Annotated in this window: 18 protein-coding genes; 5 read left to right on the top strand and 13 right to left on the bottom strand. The window is 71.8% G+C overall.

Going from position 1 to position 15625, the window contains the following annotated elements; translation table 11 throughout:
• Positions 1 to 360: 360 nt before the first annotated feature.
• The 3 genes from ACFWY5_RS41275 to ACFWY5_RS41265 form a co-directional block, all read right to left on the bottom strand.
• A complete protein-coding gene (locus tag ACFWY5_RS41275) occupies positions 361 to 1032 on the bottom strand; it encodes a choice-of-anchor P family protein (RefSeq protein WP_379611114.1) in 672 nt (223 codons plus the stop codon).
• An 8-nt stretch (positions 1033 to 1040) separates the two neighbouring features.
• Positions 1041 to 1730 carry a L,D-transpeptidase gene (locus ACFWY5_RS41270; RefSeq protein WP_379638083.1) on the bottom strand — a complete coding sequence of 230 codons (690 nt, stop codon included), beginning with the start codon at positions 1728 to 1730 and terminating at the stop codon, positions 1041 to 1043.
• A gap of 743 nt (positions 1731 to 2473) precedes the next feature.
• Positions 2474 to 2713, bottom strand: coding sequence for a siderophore-interacting protein (locus tag ACFWY5_RS41265; protein ID WP_379611112.1), 240 nt, complete (start codon positions 2711 to 2713; stop codon positions 2474 to 2476).
• Positions 2714 to 3097: 384 nt separating this feature from the next.
• Here ACFWY5_RS41265 and ACFWY5_RS41260 point away from each other — a divergent pair, with 384 nt between their 5' ends.
• Together ACFWY5_RS41260 and ACFWY5_RS41255 are read left to right on the top strand one after the other, a co-directional pair.
• Complete coding sequence (locus ACFWY5_RS41260) at positions 3098 to 3463, top strand: hypothetical protein (RefSeq protein ID WP_379638082.1); 366 nt, start codon at positions 3098 to 3100, stop codon at positions 3461 to 3463.
• A gap of 175 nt (positions 3464 to 3638) precedes the next feature.
• Complete coding sequence (locus ACFWY5_RS41255; protein WP_379638081.1) at positions 3639 to 3836, top strand: hypothetical protein; 198 nt, start codon at positions 3639 to 3641, stop codon at positions 3834 to 3836.
• A gap of 24 nt (positions 3837 to 3860) precedes the next feature.
• Here the strand turns inward: ACFWY5_RS41255 and ACFWY5_RS41250 are convergent, their stop codons facing one another.
• Positions 3861 to 4328 carry an anthrone oxygenase family protein gene (locus tag ACFWY5_RS41250; RefSeq protein WP_379638080.1) on the bottom strand — a complete coding sequence of 156 codons (468 nt, stop codon included), beginning with the start codon at positions 4326 to 4328 and terminating at the stop codon, positions 3861 to 3863.
• Between the two features lie 91 nt (positions 4329 to 4419).
• On the opposite strand from ACFWY5_RS41250, the gene ACFWY5_RS41245 reads away from it, so the two are divergent.
• From ACFWY5_RS41245 to ACFWY5_RS41235, 3 genes are all read left to right on the top strand, one after another.
• The gene (locus ACFWY5_RS41245; RefSeq protein WP_379638079.1) at positions 4420 to 5079 is read left to right on the top strand and encodes a TetR/AcrR family transcriptional regulator; all 660 of its coding nucleotides are present in this window, start codon (positions 4420 to 4422) and stop codon (positions 5077 to 5079) included.
• 172 nt (positions 5080 to 5251) lie between these two features.
• Positions 5252 to 6007: an SDR family NAD(P)-dependent oxidoreductase gene (locus ACFWY5_RS41240; protein ID WP_379638078.1), complete on the top strand. Its 756-nt coding sequence runs from the start codon at positions 5252 to 5254 to the stop codon at positions 6005 to 6007.
• Positions 6004 to 6549: a YceI family protein gene (locus ACFWY5_RS41235; RefSeq protein ID WP_379638077.1), complete on the top strand. Its 546-nt coding sequence runs from the start codon at positions 6004 to 6006 to the stop codon at positions 6547 to 6549. Before ACFWY5_RS41240 ends, ACFWY5_RS41235 begins: the two co-directional genes overlap by 4 nt.
• Before the next feature lie 33 nt (positions 6550 to 6582).
• Here ACFWY5_RS41235 and cydC read toward each other — a convergent pair whose 3' ends face one another.
• The 9 genes from cydC to ACFWY5_RS41190 are packed head-to-tail and all read right to left on the bottom strand — an operon-like array spanning position 6583 to position 15623.
• Positions 6583 to 8355: a thiol reductant ABC exporter subunit CydC gene (gene cydC / locus ACFWY5_RS41230; protein ID WP_379611105.1), complete on the bottom strand. Its 1773-nt coding sequence runs from the start codon at positions 8353 to 8355 to the stop codon at positions 6583 to 6585.
• Positions 8352 to 10073 (bottom strand): thiol reductant ABC exporter subunit CydD, encoded by a 1722-nt coding sequence (gene cydD, locus ACFWY5_RS41225; RefSeq protein ID WP_379611104.1) that lies wholly within the window; start codon positions 10071 to 10073, stop codon positions 8352 to 8354. Before cydD ends, cydC begins: the two co-directional genes overlap by 4 nt.
• Positions 10074 to 10086: 13 nt before the next feature.
• Positions 10087 to 10476 (bottom strand): VOC family protein, encoded by a 390-nt coding sequence (locus tag ACFWY5_RS41220; protein ID WP_379638076.1) that lies wholly within the window; start codon positions 10474 to 10476, stop codon positions 10087 to 10089.
• Positions 10473 to 10631: a CopG family transcriptional regulator gene (locus tag ACFWY5_RS41215; RefSeq protein ID WP_379611102.1), complete on the bottom strand. Its 159-nt coding sequence runs from the start codon at positions 10629 to 10631 to the stop codon at positions 10473 to 10475. The genes ACFWY5_RS41220 and ACFWY5_RS41215 overlap by 4 nt, the downstream gene beginning before the upstream one ends.
• Positions 10632 to 10645: 14 nt before the next feature.
• A complete protein-coding gene (locus tag ACFWY5_RS41210; RefSeq protein WP_379638075.1) occupies positions 10646 to 11356 on the bottom strand; it encodes an ATP-binding cassette domain-containing protein in 711 nt (236 codons plus the stop codon).
• Entirely contained in the window at positions 11349 to 12260 is a 912-nt protein-coding gene (locus tag ACFWY5_RS41205) for an ABC transporter ATP-binding protein (protein WP_379611100.1), read from the bottom strand. Before ACFWY5_RS41205 ends, ACFWY5_RS41210 begins: the two co-directional genes overlap by 8 nt.
• The gene (locus tag ACFWY5_RS41200; protein ID WP_379638074.1) at positions 12257 to 13123 is read right to left on the bottom strand and encodes an ABC transporter permease; all 867 of its coding nucleotides are present in this window, start codon (positions 13121 to 13123) and stop codon (positions 12257 to 12259) included. The genes ACFWY5_RS41205 and ACFWY5_RS41200 overlap by 4 nt, the downstream gene beginning before the upstream one ends.
• A complete protein-coding gene (locus ACFWY5_RS41195) occupies positions 13120 to 14064 on the bottom strand; it encodes an ABC transporter permease (protein ID WP_379611097.1) in 945 nt (314 codons plus the stop codon). The genes ACFWY5_RS41200 and ACFWY5_RS41195 overlap by 4 nt, the downstream gene beginning before the upstream one ends.
• Positions 14061 to 15623, bottom strand: coding sequence for an ABC transporter substrate-binding protein (locus ACFWY5_RS41190; protein ID WP_379638073.1), 1563 nt, complete (start codon positions 15621 to 15623; stop codon positions 14061 to 14063). The genes ACFWY5_RS41195 and ACFWY5_RS41190 overlap by 4 nt, the downstream gene beginning before the upstream one ends.
• Positions 15624 to 15625: the final 2 nt, after the last annotated feature.

The raw sequence follows: 15625 nt of genomic DNA, 5'->3' as shown, positions 1-15625 counted from the left end.
AGCCCTTCCGTGCTGTGCGCTGATATTTTCCGGACGGAGGTTTCTGGACGGTGTCGTGCCTGGTCACTCAGAGCAGGAGGGCGGCTGCGGTCAGGAGAGCATTCACCAGCCGATCGGATGCGTCATCTCGTGGTTGTCCGTGGTGCAGGTCATCTCGTTCGCTGACAATGCTGGCCATCCTCGCCATCTGTGCCCTGCTCGCCGTCGGCATGATCCTGCCGCCGTAAGGCCGGCCGCCATCCCGCTCGGGACACACAACGTGATCGTCAGCCCCATGCATTCTGCGCCGGTGGGTGGTGCGCGGAGCGCCATCGCCCTGGACGGAACCGAGCTATCCGCGCACCACCTCGACTGGAATGCTCAGCCTGCGACGGGGAGCCTGCTGTTGGAGGTCACCGGAGGCGCCGCCTCGGGCAGCGGCCCCCGGTCGTCGACCGCGACCGGCACGGATGTGACGGCGCCGCCGCAGGTGGCCGAGGCCAGGTCGACGGTCCGGTACTGGCCGCCGCCCACCGGCACGGCGACCGAGACACCGGTGACCGTCATACCGCCGTCGGCGTTGCGCTGCTGCTTGTTCAGCGTGACGGTCGCGGTGCCGTAGCCCTTCAGCCTGACCGGCACGGCGGTGTTGGGAGGCGGCGCCGACCCGACCTCGGTGCCGTCGACCACGGCGCCCACCATGTTCGCCCTGCCTTGCCCGCCCGTGCACTGCACCTGCACGGCCTCGGCCGTGAGCTTGGACTCCAGGCCCTTCACTCCCACAGCCCGCGAGTCGGCCCGCTCACCCTGCGCGTTCACCTCCAGCGCCTCGGCGTTGATCAGCTTGTTCTCCGGCTGCTCCGTCACACTCATGCGGGCCGGCCTGCCGCCTTCCGAGCGTACGGCGGGCATCGGCGCGATCCCGAGCAGGTCGGTGGCCGCCAGCCCGAACGCGCTGGCTCCCGGAGGTTCCGTGGCCGCCTGCGAGGCCGGCGCGAGCACCGCCATCGCCAAGATCGCGGTCGAGACGACGAAAGCAGATTTCTTACCCATCATTCCCCCTACATGGATATGAGGACGACAGTGCCGAGTGGCACCTTCGCCAGTGCACGCAGTGCCGCTTCGGGCACCCGCACACACCCGTGACTGATCGCCTTGCCGTACACGGAAGGGTCGGGCCAGCCGTGCAGCGCCACCGTGCCCGGGCCGCCGCCGTAACTGTCCAAGGTCTCGGAGTGGGCCCCGGTGGGCAGCACCAGCGAGCCGCCGGCCAGCAGCGACCCCAGCACGAACGTGCGTCCCACCGGCGTCGGCGTCTGCCGCGCTCCGACGGCCACCGGCCAACCGCCGATCCTGTGCCCGTAGCGCAGGAGCGTCAGCCGGCGCTCGGCGATGTCCACCCGGACCAGATACGCCGAACGAGCCAAGCGCGCCCCGGGGCCGGTGACCACCCACCCCGTCGAACCGTTCGGCCGGGCGGGCAGCAACACGCGCGCCCATCCCGGCACCCGCTCCACCACGGGAACCCACGTCGGATTGCCCAACTGACGCGCGGGCAACATCGCGACCGCACGCCCCGCCGGCCGCTCCCGAACAACGGCCGCGCCGACAGGATGCAGCACAACGCCATCCCAGGCACTGAAAGGGGCAGGGTCGGCGGGCAGGGCCGCGATGGTGGCATGGGTCGTCGCGTACGGCAAACGCGTCGCTCCGGCCGGGGCAGCCCCAACCGGCAGCAGCAACGCCGCCACGACGATTCCGGCATTCCTCACCCGTACTGGCAACACCCGCTTGACGCTATGGGCCCTGCCACGCCTGCCCGGCGATATGACAGAGACAGGAACCACCGTTTACCCGCAACATTCCCTCAACGCTGGCGCTGACGGGCGATACACGCCGCCCGCACGCATGTAACCGGCATGTTCCGCCCTCCTGCCCGGACAAGGCGGCTGCGTGTCGCCACCGCCCTGGTGCCGCACCTGAGCCGAGACACCTCGCTGTGGAACGAGGATTCCCGCCGGGCGAAGTCATGCAAGCGCTCCGTCGCGGTAGGGGCCCATGTCCGCCAAGGCGCGCTCCCAGTAGAAAAGGGCGCCAGACGTTCTCCGTCCGCGGATGGGCCAATCTGCTCGGTGACGCCGGTCATGCCGTTCTTCCTTGTCGAAACCAGACGTGGTGCGTGTCAGGGTGCGGCCCGGGGGGCGGACAACGCAGCCAACCCCAAAGATCACATCGGCCGGATCTGAGCTGAAGTGGCTGGATCTGCGGCTGCGGGGCGGTTCGGGCTCGTGCCTTCGTTTTGCAGGGACGAAAACGCAGGGCGATCGGCGGGGTTCCGGGGGTGCGCTGGCGGTTTCGGGGACGGCGATCAGGACGGTCCCGGCCGCCGCCAGCCGAGCTTGTAGAGGTTGTAGAGGAAGGTGGCCAGGGGAAGGTTCTCCAGTCGGGTCGCGGGTGTGCGGAGTTCCCGGATCAGGCTTGCTCGGCTGGACGGTCAGAGGCTGGCGTGGCCGTTCCGGAAGTACCCGCGGAAAGTGATGTCGGATCGGGGCACCCCGCGTTCGCCGACCAGATGCCTGCGTACGCCGGTAGCGAGCGAGGACTCGCCCGCCGTCCAGGTGTAGAAGCGGCCGTCGGGAAGCTGGGCCTGCCGTACCGCCTGCAGGACGAGGGCGCCGGGCTTGGCAGCAGGGTCGTTCCTGGGCAGCCAGTGGATCGTGGTGCCCGCGGGCACTCACCGGCATCCGGATGCCGGTGAGTACGGTTTGGATGCCGATGCTGGCGAGGATCTCCTCCACGAGGGTAAGGAACTTGCCGTCTCGGTCGCGAATCAGGAACCGTGCCCGGCAGCCCGCGTCCTCCAGATCCTTGACGAGATTCCTGATCGTCTGGGTTACCCAGGTGGTGGAGGCTCGCTCGGGTGCTGGGTCGATGCCTTCGCGCTTGAGGATCTCCCAGACCGTGGATGGCGCGACCTTCAGGCCGAGCGTGGTGAGCTCGCCGTACACCCGCCGATATCCCCAAGACGGGTCCTCCTGGACCAAGCGCAGCACGAGCGCGCGCGGACGGAGCGGACCGTGCGCGGGCGCCCTCCCCGCTTTGGCCGGCAGGTCCGGGTATGCTGCCGTTTCACGATCTCGGGATGCCAGCGCAGGATGATGTCCGGGCGGACGACAAGCCGAAGCCGGCACAGGACCGCTCGGAGCAGCGAAGTCAGGAGCGCCGCCAGGAAGAAGCGGTCTTCAGGGGTGAATCTCACCCGCGCATCGGCGCCGAACTGCCGTTGCAGGACCATGAGCTGATGGCGCAGCGCAAGAATCTCGACATCCTTATCCCGATCACTCAGGTGGATCGCCGGGTGGTGCAGGAGATCGCCGGTCACGCCTCAGTGACCTCGCAGGATCCGTACTCCCATGTAACCGACTCCGACAGCGTTGAGGCCGTGGAGATGGTGGCCGCCAAGAGACGGCAGAGCCGTTCGTGAGCGGCCCCCGCCGTTACTGCGGCGGCAGCGCCCACCCCCCGGCGAACGCGCCGACGCGGTCGACTGCGGCGACAACCGCCGACGCCGCTACAACCGCGAACGCTTCCCAGCCGAGCCGCTTCCGCGGCCTCGGTCTCGACGACCACCGCGCCACCGACGCCTACCTCAAGCTCTGGTGGTACGTTCTCGGCCACCTGAGCTTCCTGCCCGCCGCCACCCCGAACGACGCAGTTCCCGCGAGGAACTGCTGGCGTCCGCGGCGCAGGACCCGGAACGCATCCGCCGCGTGTTCCGCGCGTTCGATCATGAGAGCGCCTTCCTGACCGGGCTCCGCACTCTGGTGGACGCCCTCGCCCGTCCCGGCCGTGACTGATCCGATCGTCGGGACCTCCGACACTCAGCCGCGGTCGAAGGTCTGGGCGATGACCAGGCAGGCGAACGCCGCCAACGCGAGTGCGCTACGGACGAGGTGCAGGCCCAGCCACCGCCGCCGGCTCTCTTCCCAGCCGTCGGGCAGGAGGTCGGGATCCCAGCCGTCCACGACCCGGTTGAGTGAATCCAGGCCCGTCAAGGTGAGGACCACGCCGAGGATCACCATGACCAGGGCCGCCACGACGAGACCGAAGGCGAACCATCCGCGGCGCCACGACCAGGCCGCCACGACGACCAGGGCAGCGATGCCGGCCAGCAGCAGCGGCGGCATGGCCCGGCCGTAGTCGGTGTTGAGCGCCTGCCAATACCGGACGTACGCGGGTCCCGGCAGGCGCGCCACGGAAGGAGCGAGCACCACGAACACCACGCCGCCCGCGTACAGGCCGACCAGCAGCAGCGCGACCACCCTGGACGCGGCGTACACCACGGACACGGCACACCCTCCCTTGTCACAAGTTAACTAGACGCACACATTTTCATTAGACGCTTATACAGTCAATATGTCTCTGGAATCATGGTGCGCGATGACTGAGCAGAGCAAGCGCCGCCCGTACACCAGCGCCCTACGCCAGGAGCAGGCCGAGGCCACGCGCCGGAAGATCGCGGACGCCGCGCGGAAACTGATGATCGGGAAGGGCTACGCCGACACGACCATGGCCGAGGTCGCCCGCGAGGCCGGCGTGGCACTCCAGACGCTGTACACGTCCTCCCCCGGCGGCAAGCCCGCCCTGGCCAAGCTCGTCTACGACATCACCTTGGCCGGCGACGCCCGTCCCCTGCCGCAGAGCGGCCGCCCCGAAGTCCAGGCGATCATCGACGAGCCGGACCCCGTGCGCAAGCTGGCCGGGTACGCCACGATGGCCACCGGCATCCTCCGGCGCATCCAGCCCGTGCACCGCGTCCTGCGCGCGGCCGCCGCCGCCTCCCCCACCGACGCGGGACTCCAGGAAGTCCTGACCGACATCGAACACGAAAGGCTGAAGGGCAGCCACGCACCGGCCCGCCACCTGCACGAGCTCGGCGCCCTGCGGCCGGGCCTCACGCCCGCCGGAGCGGCCGCGCAGATCTACGTCCTCACCTCGACCGAGAACTTCGAGAAGCTGACCGAGGTCTGCGGATGGACCGAGGCCGCGTACGAGGAATGGCTCGCCTGGATCCTCGCGACCACCCTGCTCCACCCCTGACGAGCGCACCGGCCACCCGCCCGTACGCGCGCCCCCCGGGCTTGGGGTGGGAGTCAGGCCCCGTTCTCGTCGGGTCCACGAACAGCGCGCCCCCGGGGCAACGGGTGTGGAAGACGGTGACGGCGGCGCCGCATAACGTCGGCCCCATATCCGTCGGGAAAGGATGCCGGACATGCGGCAGGAAGACCGCCCCACAGCGCTGGTGACCGGGGCTTCCACCGGGATCGGCGAGGCGTTCGCACGGGAGCTGGCCCGCCGCGGCCACGACCTGGTCGTGGTGGCGCGTGGCGCCGACCGGCTCGACGCGCTGGCCGCCGATCTGAAGGACGCGTTCAGCACGGTGACGGAGGTCCTGCCCGGCGACCTCACCGACCGGACGCAGGCGGCGGCCGTCGAGGAGCGGCTGGCGGACGCCACCCGTCCCGTCGACATCCTGGTCAACAACGCGGGCGCGCTGACCTCCGGCCTGTTCGCGAAGCTGCCGATCGCCGGCGAGGTCGCCCAGGTGGAACTGAACGCCGTGGTGCCCGTCCGGCTGACGCACAGCGTGCTTCCGGTCATGCTCGATCGCGGCAAAGGCGCCATCGTCAACGTCTCGTCGATCGCCGGTGAGGCCCCGACGCCGTTCGGGGCGACCTACGGGGCCGCGTACTCCTTCTTGACCGCCTTCAGCCAAGCCGTCCACATGGAGGTGCGCAGGTACGGGGTGACGGTGACGGCGCTGCTGCCCGGCTTCACGGCGGCCGCCGCCGACCCGGCGCGGCGCGTTCAGGACGCCGGCCGGGTGGTGCGCGACGGCCTGGCCGCGGTGTCCGCCGGCCGCCCGGTGTGCATACCCGGCCGCCGGAACAAGACGTCGGCCGCCTTCGCCCGGCTGGCTCCCCGGAGCCTCGTGCGGGCCGTGATGGAGGCGAGCCGCAACCCGTGAGCGATATCCCTGAGGTCAAGCCCGGCAGCTGGGGAATCGATGCGGCCACGGCCCGGCTGACGTTCCGGCTGAGCCATCTGACCCTGCGCACCGTGAGCGGACGGTTCAACGCGTTCGCGGGAGAGATCATCGTGGAACCCGACCTCCTCCGGTCGTCCGCCGACGCCGCCATCGAGATGGCCTCGATCGACACCGGCGACCCGGAGCGCGACGCCTTCCTGCGCTCCCCCGCCTTCTTCGACGTCGAGTCCTTCCCGGAGATGCGCTACCGCGCGGAGAAGGTGCGATCGGCGGCCCGGGGGCTGATGGCCGACGGCGCGCTCACTGTGCGCCAGAACATCGGCGCGCTCCGCCTGGACGTGCGCTGGCTCGAGCCCGAGGAAGTCCCGGGAGGCGGGACGCGGCTGTTCGTCTCCGCGATGGGCAGGATCGACCGGCACGATGTCGGCGTCGCCATCGGCTCCCGCCTGATGGACAGCCGTGCCGTTCTGGGGCGGACCGTGCGCGTCAGCCTCACCGGCCACGCGGTCCTGCGCGACTGACCACCGCGGGACCGCGTTCCGGCGCCGCTCACGTCAGCTTGGCTCCTCGGCGCCGTCCAGGACGCCGCCGACCTGCCGGGCCAGCAATCGTACGTAGGCGCCGCCGGCGGCGACCAGTTCCTCGTGAGTGCCCTGCTCGGCGACCTTCCCCCGGTCGAGGACCACGATCCGGTCGGCGGTCCTGATCGTGGACAGGCGATGGGCGATGAGCAGCGTGGTCCGTCCCCGCCGGACGGCTCGCACGGCGGCCTGCAGCGCCTCCTCGTTCTCCGCGTCGAGGTTGGAGACCGCCTCGTCGAGGATGAGGATCGGGCAGTCGCGGAGCAACGCGCGGGCGATCGCGATGCGCTGACGCTGCCCGCCGGACAGCTGGGCCCCTCTCTCACCGCACATGGTCTCGAACCCTTCGGGCAGCCGGGCGATGAACTCGTCCGCCCGAGCCTGCCGGGCGGCCTCGGCCACCTCGTCGTCGCCGGCGTCGGGACGACCGAGTCTGATGTTCTCCCCCACCGACCGGTTGAACAGGTAGACGTCCTGCGGCACGATCGCGACCAGTTCCCTGATGTGCTCCTGGGGCAGGGTGCGCAAGTCCCGCCCGCCGATCGCCACCGCCCCCTCCTGCGTGTCCCAGAAGCGCAGGAGCAGGTGGGCGCAGGTGGATTTGCCCGCTCCCGAGTGGCCGACGAGGGCGACCGTCTCGCCGGGCCGTACCTCGAAGGAGGCACCGTCGAGGGCGGGCGGCCCGCCGGAGCCGTAGGCGAAGCGGACGTCCCTGAACTCCACGTGCGGGGCAAGCGGCTCGCGCGGCGCGCGGGCGTCGCCGTCGTCGACGGCGGGGCGCTGCCGGGTGACGGCGAAGATGCGGCGGGAGGCGGCGCGGATCTGTCCCAGCGCCCGTGCGGTCCCCGAGACCTCGATCACCGGGCCGAACGCCGAGAACGCGAGGACCACCACGGCCGGCAACAGCGCGACGGTCAGCTCTCCCGAGGTCACGAGCACGGCCGCCAGCACCAGCACCCCGACCAGCCCGCCCGCGACCAGTCCGTCGGTGACCGCGGCCTCTACGCCCGAGCGGCGGCCGTAGGCGAGTTGCCGTGCCTGGAGGGAGGCGGTGCGCTCGCGCAGCCGGCGCGCGTAGTCGGAGCCGCGGCCGAAGCTCACCAGTTCGCGCATGCCCTGCACGCCGTCGACGACCTCTGCTCCCAGAACGCCCAGCTCTTCGCGCAGCTTCGCGCCCTGCTCGTCGGCCTTGCCCGCCAGCCACACCGGTACCGTGGCCATCAGCACCAGGAACACGCCGACCAGCAAGGCCAGCAGCGGGTGGAAGAAGGCCAGCACGGCGGTCGAGGCGGAGGCCACCAGCGCCGCCACGGCGTAGTCGATGACGGTGTGCGCGTAGAACCACTCGGTGGTCTCCACGTCCGCCATGACCGTTCCGGCCAGATCGCCGGTGCGGCGGCCGAGGAGGTAGCCGGGGGCCCGCCGTTCCAGGCCGTCGAACAGCCGCACCCGCATCAGCGCGAGCAGCCGATAGGCCAGGTCGTGCGCCACCCACATCTGCCACCAGCGGGCCAGCGCCGCTGCGACGACCAGTGTGACCAGCAGCCAGAAGATCGTGGTCAGCGGACCGGCTCCGGAGCCGGTGACGGCCTCGCCGACCATCCACGCGCCCACGGCGGCGGCGGCGACGCCGAAGCCGTGGGAGAGCAGGCCGGACAGCAGGGTCAGCCCGGCGAGCACCGGCTGGCCGAACACCATGGGCACCAGCGCCAGAATGGGCCGTGCGGGAACCGAGGGGGCGTTCATCCCGTCACCTCCTGCGCGGCGACGAGCCGCGCGTAGTCGCCGTCGCGTCGCATGAGCTCGCGGTGGTCACCGATCTCGCGGATGGCGCCGTCCCGCATGAGCACGATCCGGTCGGCGTCGCGGACCGTGGACAGCCGGTGGGCGACGACCAGCGTGGTGCGCCCGGTGGTGACGCGCCGCAACGCGTCCTGGATGACGGCCTCGCCGGCGGCGTCCACGCTGGAGGTCGCCTCGTCGAGCACCAGAATCGGCGCGTCCTTGAGCAGGGCGCGGGCGATCGCGATGCGCTGGCGCTGACCGCCCGAGAGCGTCAGGCCCCGTTCGCTCACCTCGGTGGCGTATCCGTCGGGCAGGGCCGCGATGAAGTCGTGGATGCCGGCCGCCCGCGCGGCCTCGACGACCTCCTCGTCGCTCGCGTCCGGACGGCCGAGCCGGATGTTCTCGGCGACGGTGCCGGTGAACAGGTAGGTGTCCTGGGCCACGACCGCCACCATCGCGCGCACGTCGGCCAGGGCGGCCTCGCGGACGTCGACTCCGCCGATCCGCACACGCCCTTCGCCGGCGTCGAAGTAGCGCAGCAAAAGTGCCACCAGCGTGGTCTTGCCCGCGCCTGACGGCCCGACCACGGCCACGGTCTCACCCGGTTCGATGTCCAAGGTGAAGTCGCGCACGGCGGGGTGTTCCCGCCCCGGGTAGCGGAAGGTGACCCGGTCGAAGCTCACCCGCGGCTGCCCCAGCGGCCTGGGCGACTCGGGCTCTTCCACCAGTTGCCCGGCGTGCAGGAGCTCGTCGATCTGCTTGCTGGAGGAGATGCCGGTGTATCCGGCGTGCCAGTACTTCGACAGGTCGCCCAGCGGCCGGAAGCACTCGCGGGCCAGGACGAGCACGATCAGGAGCGTCAGCAGGTCGACGGAGCCCGCGGCCAGGCGCAGCGCCGCCACGCCGACCGCGAGCGCGGGCCCGGCGAGCATGCCCAGCGTGGTGACTCCGGTGTCGACCAAGGAGACCGCGAGCTGGCGCATGGTCGCCCCGCGGAGCTCCTCGGCCCTCTCCGACAGGGAGACCCGTTCGCGCGCGGTGGCGTTGAACGCCTTGAGGGTGGTCATGCCCTGCATGACGTCGAGGTAGTCGGAGCTGAGCCGGCCGTACGCCTGCCAGTTCTCCTCGCCCTTGCGGGCGAGCATCTTGTCCAGCAGACGCGGGCTGAGCAGGACCAGCAGGATGCAGATCCCGATCAGCGCCACCGAGATCGGGTCGCGGGTGGCCAGATAGATCAGGATGCCGGCGGGACCGAGCAGGCTCAAGGCCACGGTCGGCAGGTAGCGGCTGTAGTACGCCTCCAGGGCCTCGACCCCGTCGACGAGCACGGTGCGCACGTCCCCGCTGCGCCGCAGCGTCAGGTATCCGGGCCCGAGCAGCAACAGCTTCTGGTAGAGGCGGCCGCGTACCCGTTCCTTGACGGCGTGGGCCGTGTGCTGCGCCGCCACCTCCGCGAGCACCAGGAGCACGAGCCGGCCGGCCACCACGGCGGCCAGCCAGACCAGCAGCCACAGCCCGTCGCCGAGGCCCTGCCCGGTCAGCAGGCGGGCGAACACCAGCGCCACCAGCACGCCCTGGGCGATGTAGGTCGCCGTCACGGCCAGGCCCAGAGCGATGTTGAGCGTCAGCGGTAAGCGGATGTCGCCTGCCAGGGCCAGCAGGCGGCGATGCACCATCATGTCGTTCTCCGTCTCAGGTGTAGAGCTCCTCGTCGTGCTCATTGATCTGGATCAGCAGGCCGTCGGGGTCGGCGAAGACGACCGAGCGCCCGAACGCCTCGTCGGCGACCCCGCGCACGGGCGCGACGCCTGCTTCGCCCATGCGGGTCACGAGGTCGTCCAGGGACTCCTCACTGACCATGCAGAGCGCCACCGCGCCCGCCGGCAGCGGCGCGTCGGGCTCCGGCGGCGGCGTGTCGCCCGCGGGCGCGCCGACGTGCAGCCCTACCCAGCCACCGCCGTCCGCGGCGAGCTCGGCCCATTTCCCGCTGCGTCCTTCGGCCCGTACGGCCAGCCCCAGGGCCCGGTAGAAGCCCGAGGCCCGCTCGACGTCCGAGGTGTAGACCACCGGCATCACGATCATGATTCCTCGTTCTCCGTGCCGCCGAGCGTCGCCAGGTGCTCCCGCAGCGCACGTTCCACCAGCGCGGACAGGGTGATGCCGCTGTCGATGGCGGCGTGCTTCACCGCTCTGATCAGCTCGGGCGGAAGGTAGACGTTGAACTGTTGAGGCTTCATAGCTTGCTAGCATACTAGTAAGCTATCATTTCAAGACGTCCCGCCCCCATGGCGTACACCCGGTCGCAGAGCGCGTGGAGCATGTTCTGGTCGTGGCTGACCAGCACGAGCGCGGTGCCGTCCGCCGTCACCTGCTTGAACAGGCGCAACATCCCCGCCACGGTGGTGACGTCCAGCGCGCTCGTCGGCTCGTCGGCCACCACCGCGGCGGGCGAGGCGGCCAGCGCCCGGGCGACCGCGACCCGCTGGCATTGCCCGATCGACAGCTCAGAGGGAGTCGCGTCCAGATCGAGGCCGCCGAGCCCCACGGCGTCGAGCCGCTCGGCGGCCAGCGCGCGCCGCCCGGCCCGCGGCAGGCTGCCGGCGATGGCCACCGGCTCGGCGACGCTGCGCCAGATGGGCCAGCGCACGTCGAGGCTGGCGAACGGGTTCTGGAAGACGGGCATCACGTAGCCGGGCCGGGGCGGGTCACGGTACGGCCGGCCGTACCGGCGACTCCAGGCGGCACGTCCGCCGAGCAGGACCTTACCCTCGTCGGGTGGCTCCACGGCGGCGAGCAGGCGCAGCAGCGTGGACTTGCCCGAGCCGGACGGGCCGTGGACACCGACGATCTCTCCCTCGCGCACCGCCAGGTCGGCATGGCGCACGGCCTGGATACGGCGACGCCCCAGGGCATATCCCCGGCTGACTCCACGGACCTCGATGACCGGGCTCCGCTCAGGCATGGGACACCGCCCAGCAGGCGACGCCGTCGCGCAGCGCCGGGACCTCGTGCCCGCAGCGCTCCGTTACCAGCGCGCACCGGGACGCGAACGCGCACCCGGCCACGGGTTCCGCGGGAGGGGGCGGCCTGCCGGGCAGCGGCTCGGGGAGGCCGGCGCCCGGTTTGGGAACGGAGGCGACCAGAGCCGCCGTGTAGGGATGACGGGGTGCGGCCATCACCTTGCCCGCCTCGCCGACCTCCACCAGGCGCCCGGCGTACAGGACGCCGACCCGGTCCGCGTGCTCGGCGATCAAGGCCAGGTCGTGGCTGATGAGCAGCAGGCTCCTGCTGGCGGCGCCCAGCAGGGTCAGGACCGAGCCCGCCAGTTCGGTGTCGAGCGCGCTGGTGGGCTCGTCGGCCACCACCAGCGCCGGGCGGTGCGCGACCGCCGCCGCGATGGCGGCCCGCTGGAGCATGCCGCCGCTCCACTGGTGCGGCCACTGGCGTAGCCGGGCGGCCGCGTCGGGGATGCCCATCTCGCTCATCAGCGCGGCGACCGCGCCCGGCGGAGGGGTACGGCGGTGCGCCCGCCATGCCTGCTCGACGTGGTGACCTACCCGGCGCAGCGGGTCGAAGGCCGTGACCGGGTCCTGCGGGACGTAGCCGATCTCGAGGCCGAGGACGTCCCGCAGGGCACGACGGGTCGCGCCGACGAGTTCCCGGCCGCCCACCCGGATGGAGCCCGAGGACCGCGCCCCCGGAGGCAGCAGCCCGAGCATCGCCCGCGCCAGCGTCGTCTTGCCGCACCCCGACTCACCCGCCAGCGCGAGGACCTCTCCTTCGGCCACCTCCAGGTCCACTCCGCGCACGGCGTGCCCGCCTCCCGGATAGCGGACCTCGAGCCCGGAGACGCTCAAGGCGCTCATCGCAGCCTCCTGGGATCCGCCGCCTCCGCGGTGGCCTCGCCCAGCAGGATCGCGGCCAGGATCACCACCACGATCGCCGCCGACGGGGCCAGGAGCAGCCACGGGGCGTCCGACAGGTACATGCGGGAGTCCGACAGCATGACTCCCCATTCGGCGTGCGGTGGCTGCGCGCCCAGCCCCAGGAACGACAGCCCGGTCACCGCCATGATCGTCTGTCCGACGTCCAGGGCGGCCACGACCAGGACGTGCGCGGCGGCGCCCGGCAGCAGATGCGCCGCGGCGGCACGCGGCCACCCCGCGCCCGCCAGGCGGGCGGTGAGCACGTCCGGGCGCTCGCGTCCGGCCAGCACGTGGCTGCGCGCCAACCGGGCATAGGGCGGCCATGCGGTCGCGGCCAGCGCGAACACCAGGTTGCCGAATCCCGGTCCCAGGGCGCCGAGCAGCGCGAGCGTCAGCACGACACCGGGGACCGCGAGCGCCATGTCCACGAGCCGCATCGCGATCACGTCGATCACGCCACCCGCGACCCCGGCCAGCGTGCCGACGACCAGCCCGGCCGCCACACTGATGAGCAGCACCAGCCCGGTGGCCTCCAGCGAGCGTGCCCCTCCGTCCAGCAGGCGGGCGAGCTGGTCGCGGCCGAACTGGTCGGTGCCGAGCCAGTGCGCGGCGTCCGGCGGGCGAAGAGCCGCGTCGAAGTCGGCGACGTCCGGCTCGTAGGGCACCAGAGCCGGCCCGGCCAGGATGGCCAGGAACACCAGGCACAGGATGCTCAGGCCGGCCGCGGCCTCGCGGCGGCGCAGCAGCCGGGGAAGCACGCCTCGCACGGGAGGCGTCGACGCGACGGGTTCGAGCACGGTCATGCGCGGCTCCCGGTTCGCATTCTCGGGTCGATCCACACGGCGGCCAGGTCGGCCAGGAGGCTGACCACGACCCAGGTCACGCTCATCACCAGCGCGAAGCCCTGGACGACCGGCAGGTCCCGCGCGGTGACGGCCAGCACGATCTCGCGGCCCAGCCCCGGCCACGAGAAGACGTTCTCGACGACCGCCGCACCCCCCAGCAGAAACCCGACGGTCATGGCCAGGACGGTCACGAACGGCACCGCGGCGTTCGGCAGGGCGTGGACCAGCAGAACGCGCAGGCGGGAGGCGCCGCGAGCCGCGGCCACGGTGACGTGCTCGGCCCGCAGCGCCTCCAGCAGGCTGCCGCGCAGCAACCGTGACCAGCGGGCGACGGGATACAGGGCGAGCGCCGCCGCGGGAAGCCACACCTGGGCCCAGCCGCCATCGCTGACCACGGTCCCGGCTCCCCAGCGCACGACCACGAACTCGATCAGCAGCAATCCCGCCACGAACGAGGGCACGGCGGCTCCGGCGAGCGCGACGAACCGTCCGGCCGCGTCCGGCCAGCGCCCGGGGACGGCCGCGCCGGCCAGCGCGAGGGGCACGGAGACCACCAGCGCCAGGAGGATGGTGGCCAGCGTCAGCCGCAGGGTCGCCGGAGCGCGCTCGGCGATGACCTGGGTGACCGGCAGCCCCAGCCGGGCCGAGGTGCCCAGATCGCCGCGGACCACGCCGCCGAGCCAGCGCGCGTACTGCTCGGGCAGGGGCCGGTCCAGCCCCAGATCGGCACGGGCCTTCGCGAGCTGCTCGGCGGTCGGCGCCGAGACGTGCCTGGCCTGCAGATAGCGGACCGCCGGATCGCCGGGGACGAGCGGCAGCAACGCCCACACCACGACGCTCGCCAGCAGCGCGGTGACCAGCGCCTGCGCGAGGCGGCGCGACAGCGGACGCAGGTTCACGGGCGTCCGGCGAACGCCGCGTCGATGAAGACGAAGCCGGGGTCAGGGGTGAAGTCCCGGAACCGTTGGTTCACGAGGGCGTCGACCGGACGGAACCCGAGCACCGCCGCGTAGGCCCGATCGGTGATCACTCCCTGGGCCTTGCCGAGGTCGGCGCCCGCCTGGTCCAGCGGGGTGGAGTGCATGCGGGCGATCAGGCCGTCGAGTTCGGGATCCTTGACTCCACCGAAGTTCGCCCCGCCGCCGCTGCCCAGCCAGGCCGCCATCGAGTCCACCACGTTCGGGCCGTCCAGCAGCACCGACAGCACCACGATCGTCCACTCCTGCGGCCACGCCTTGGCATCGTAGGTGTCGTCGACGCGGGCCATGGTCACGTCGAAGCCGAGCGGACGCACCTGCTCGCGCAGCGCGATGCCGAACGCCTCGTGCTCGGTGTCTCCGGCCTGGAAGAGATAGGTCAGGCGCAGGGGTTTGCCCTCTTTGGCCCGCACACCGTCCGTGCCCGCCTTCCACCCGGCCCCGTCGAGCAACGCCGCCGCGGCCCCCGGCTCGCTGCGCTGTGTCGTGGCGGCGAAGGGCAGCGAGGCGGGCACCAGGCCGGTGGCCTGCTCATAGATGACGCCGCCTGCCACGACCGTGGGCAGCTTGGCGTAGTCGAGGCCCAGCGCGAAGGCCCGCCGTACCGCCGGATCGTCGAAGGGCGGGCGACGGAGGTTGAACTGCGCGAAGACGGCGCGGTTGGCGACGCTCGCCCGCCGGTAGGTGAAGGGGCCGTTCTGCTTGGCGGTCTTCACGATCTCGGCGGGAGGGGTGATCGCGATGTCGGCCTCGCCGCTGCGGACGGCGGCCACCCGGGCGGTGGCGTCGGGCATGGCGAGAACGCGCACGCCGGGCAGGGCGGGCTTGGTGCCCCAGTAGCCTGCGAACGCCTCGGCGGTGATCGACTGGGCGTCGACGGCGACGGGTTTGTAAGGACCGGTGTAGATGCCCGCGGCGAGCAGTTTCTTCTCGTCGGCGCCCGCCGTCTCGGCCGCGGCGACGTCGTAGATCTGGTAGTAGCGCACGAGCGAGCCCAGGTCGCGCGGAATGGCGGCGGTCGGCTTCTGCGAGGTGAACGTGATCTCCATTGGGCCTGACGCCTCGATCTTCGCCTTGGCGACCGAGTCGTTGCCGTACCCCTGCGCTGCCCGCTTCTTCAGCGCCTGGATCACCGCCGGGGCGTCGACGGCCTTGCCATTGTGAAAGGTGACGCCCTCCCGCAGCCGCAGCCGCCACGTCTTAGGATCGGTCCGCTCGATGGAGGCCGCCAGCCAGGGTTCGACCGTGCCGTCCGGGCGGGCCCGTAGCAGGTGCTCGCCGATGCCGTAGCTGGCCAGGGAGTAGTGCCAGAACGCGTCCGGCTTCAGGCTCGTGCCCGTCTCCGGTACGGCCAGCCGCACGGCCGCGGGCTTGGCGGCGCCCGTGGCCGCGGGCTTGGCAGGTTCGCCCGCGCAGGCGGCCAGCGTCGTGGCGAGTACGAGCGCGGCCACCGCGATCAGTGGCCGGGCGGGCTGGTCCATGT

The sequence above is a fragment of the Nonomuraea sp. NPDC059007 genome (assembly GCF_042740555.1).
GTDB lineage: Bacteria > Actinomycetota > Actinomycetes > Streptosporangiales > Streptosporangiaceae > Nonomuraea.
This window is presented reverse-complemented; position numbering and strand designations above follow the sequence as displayed.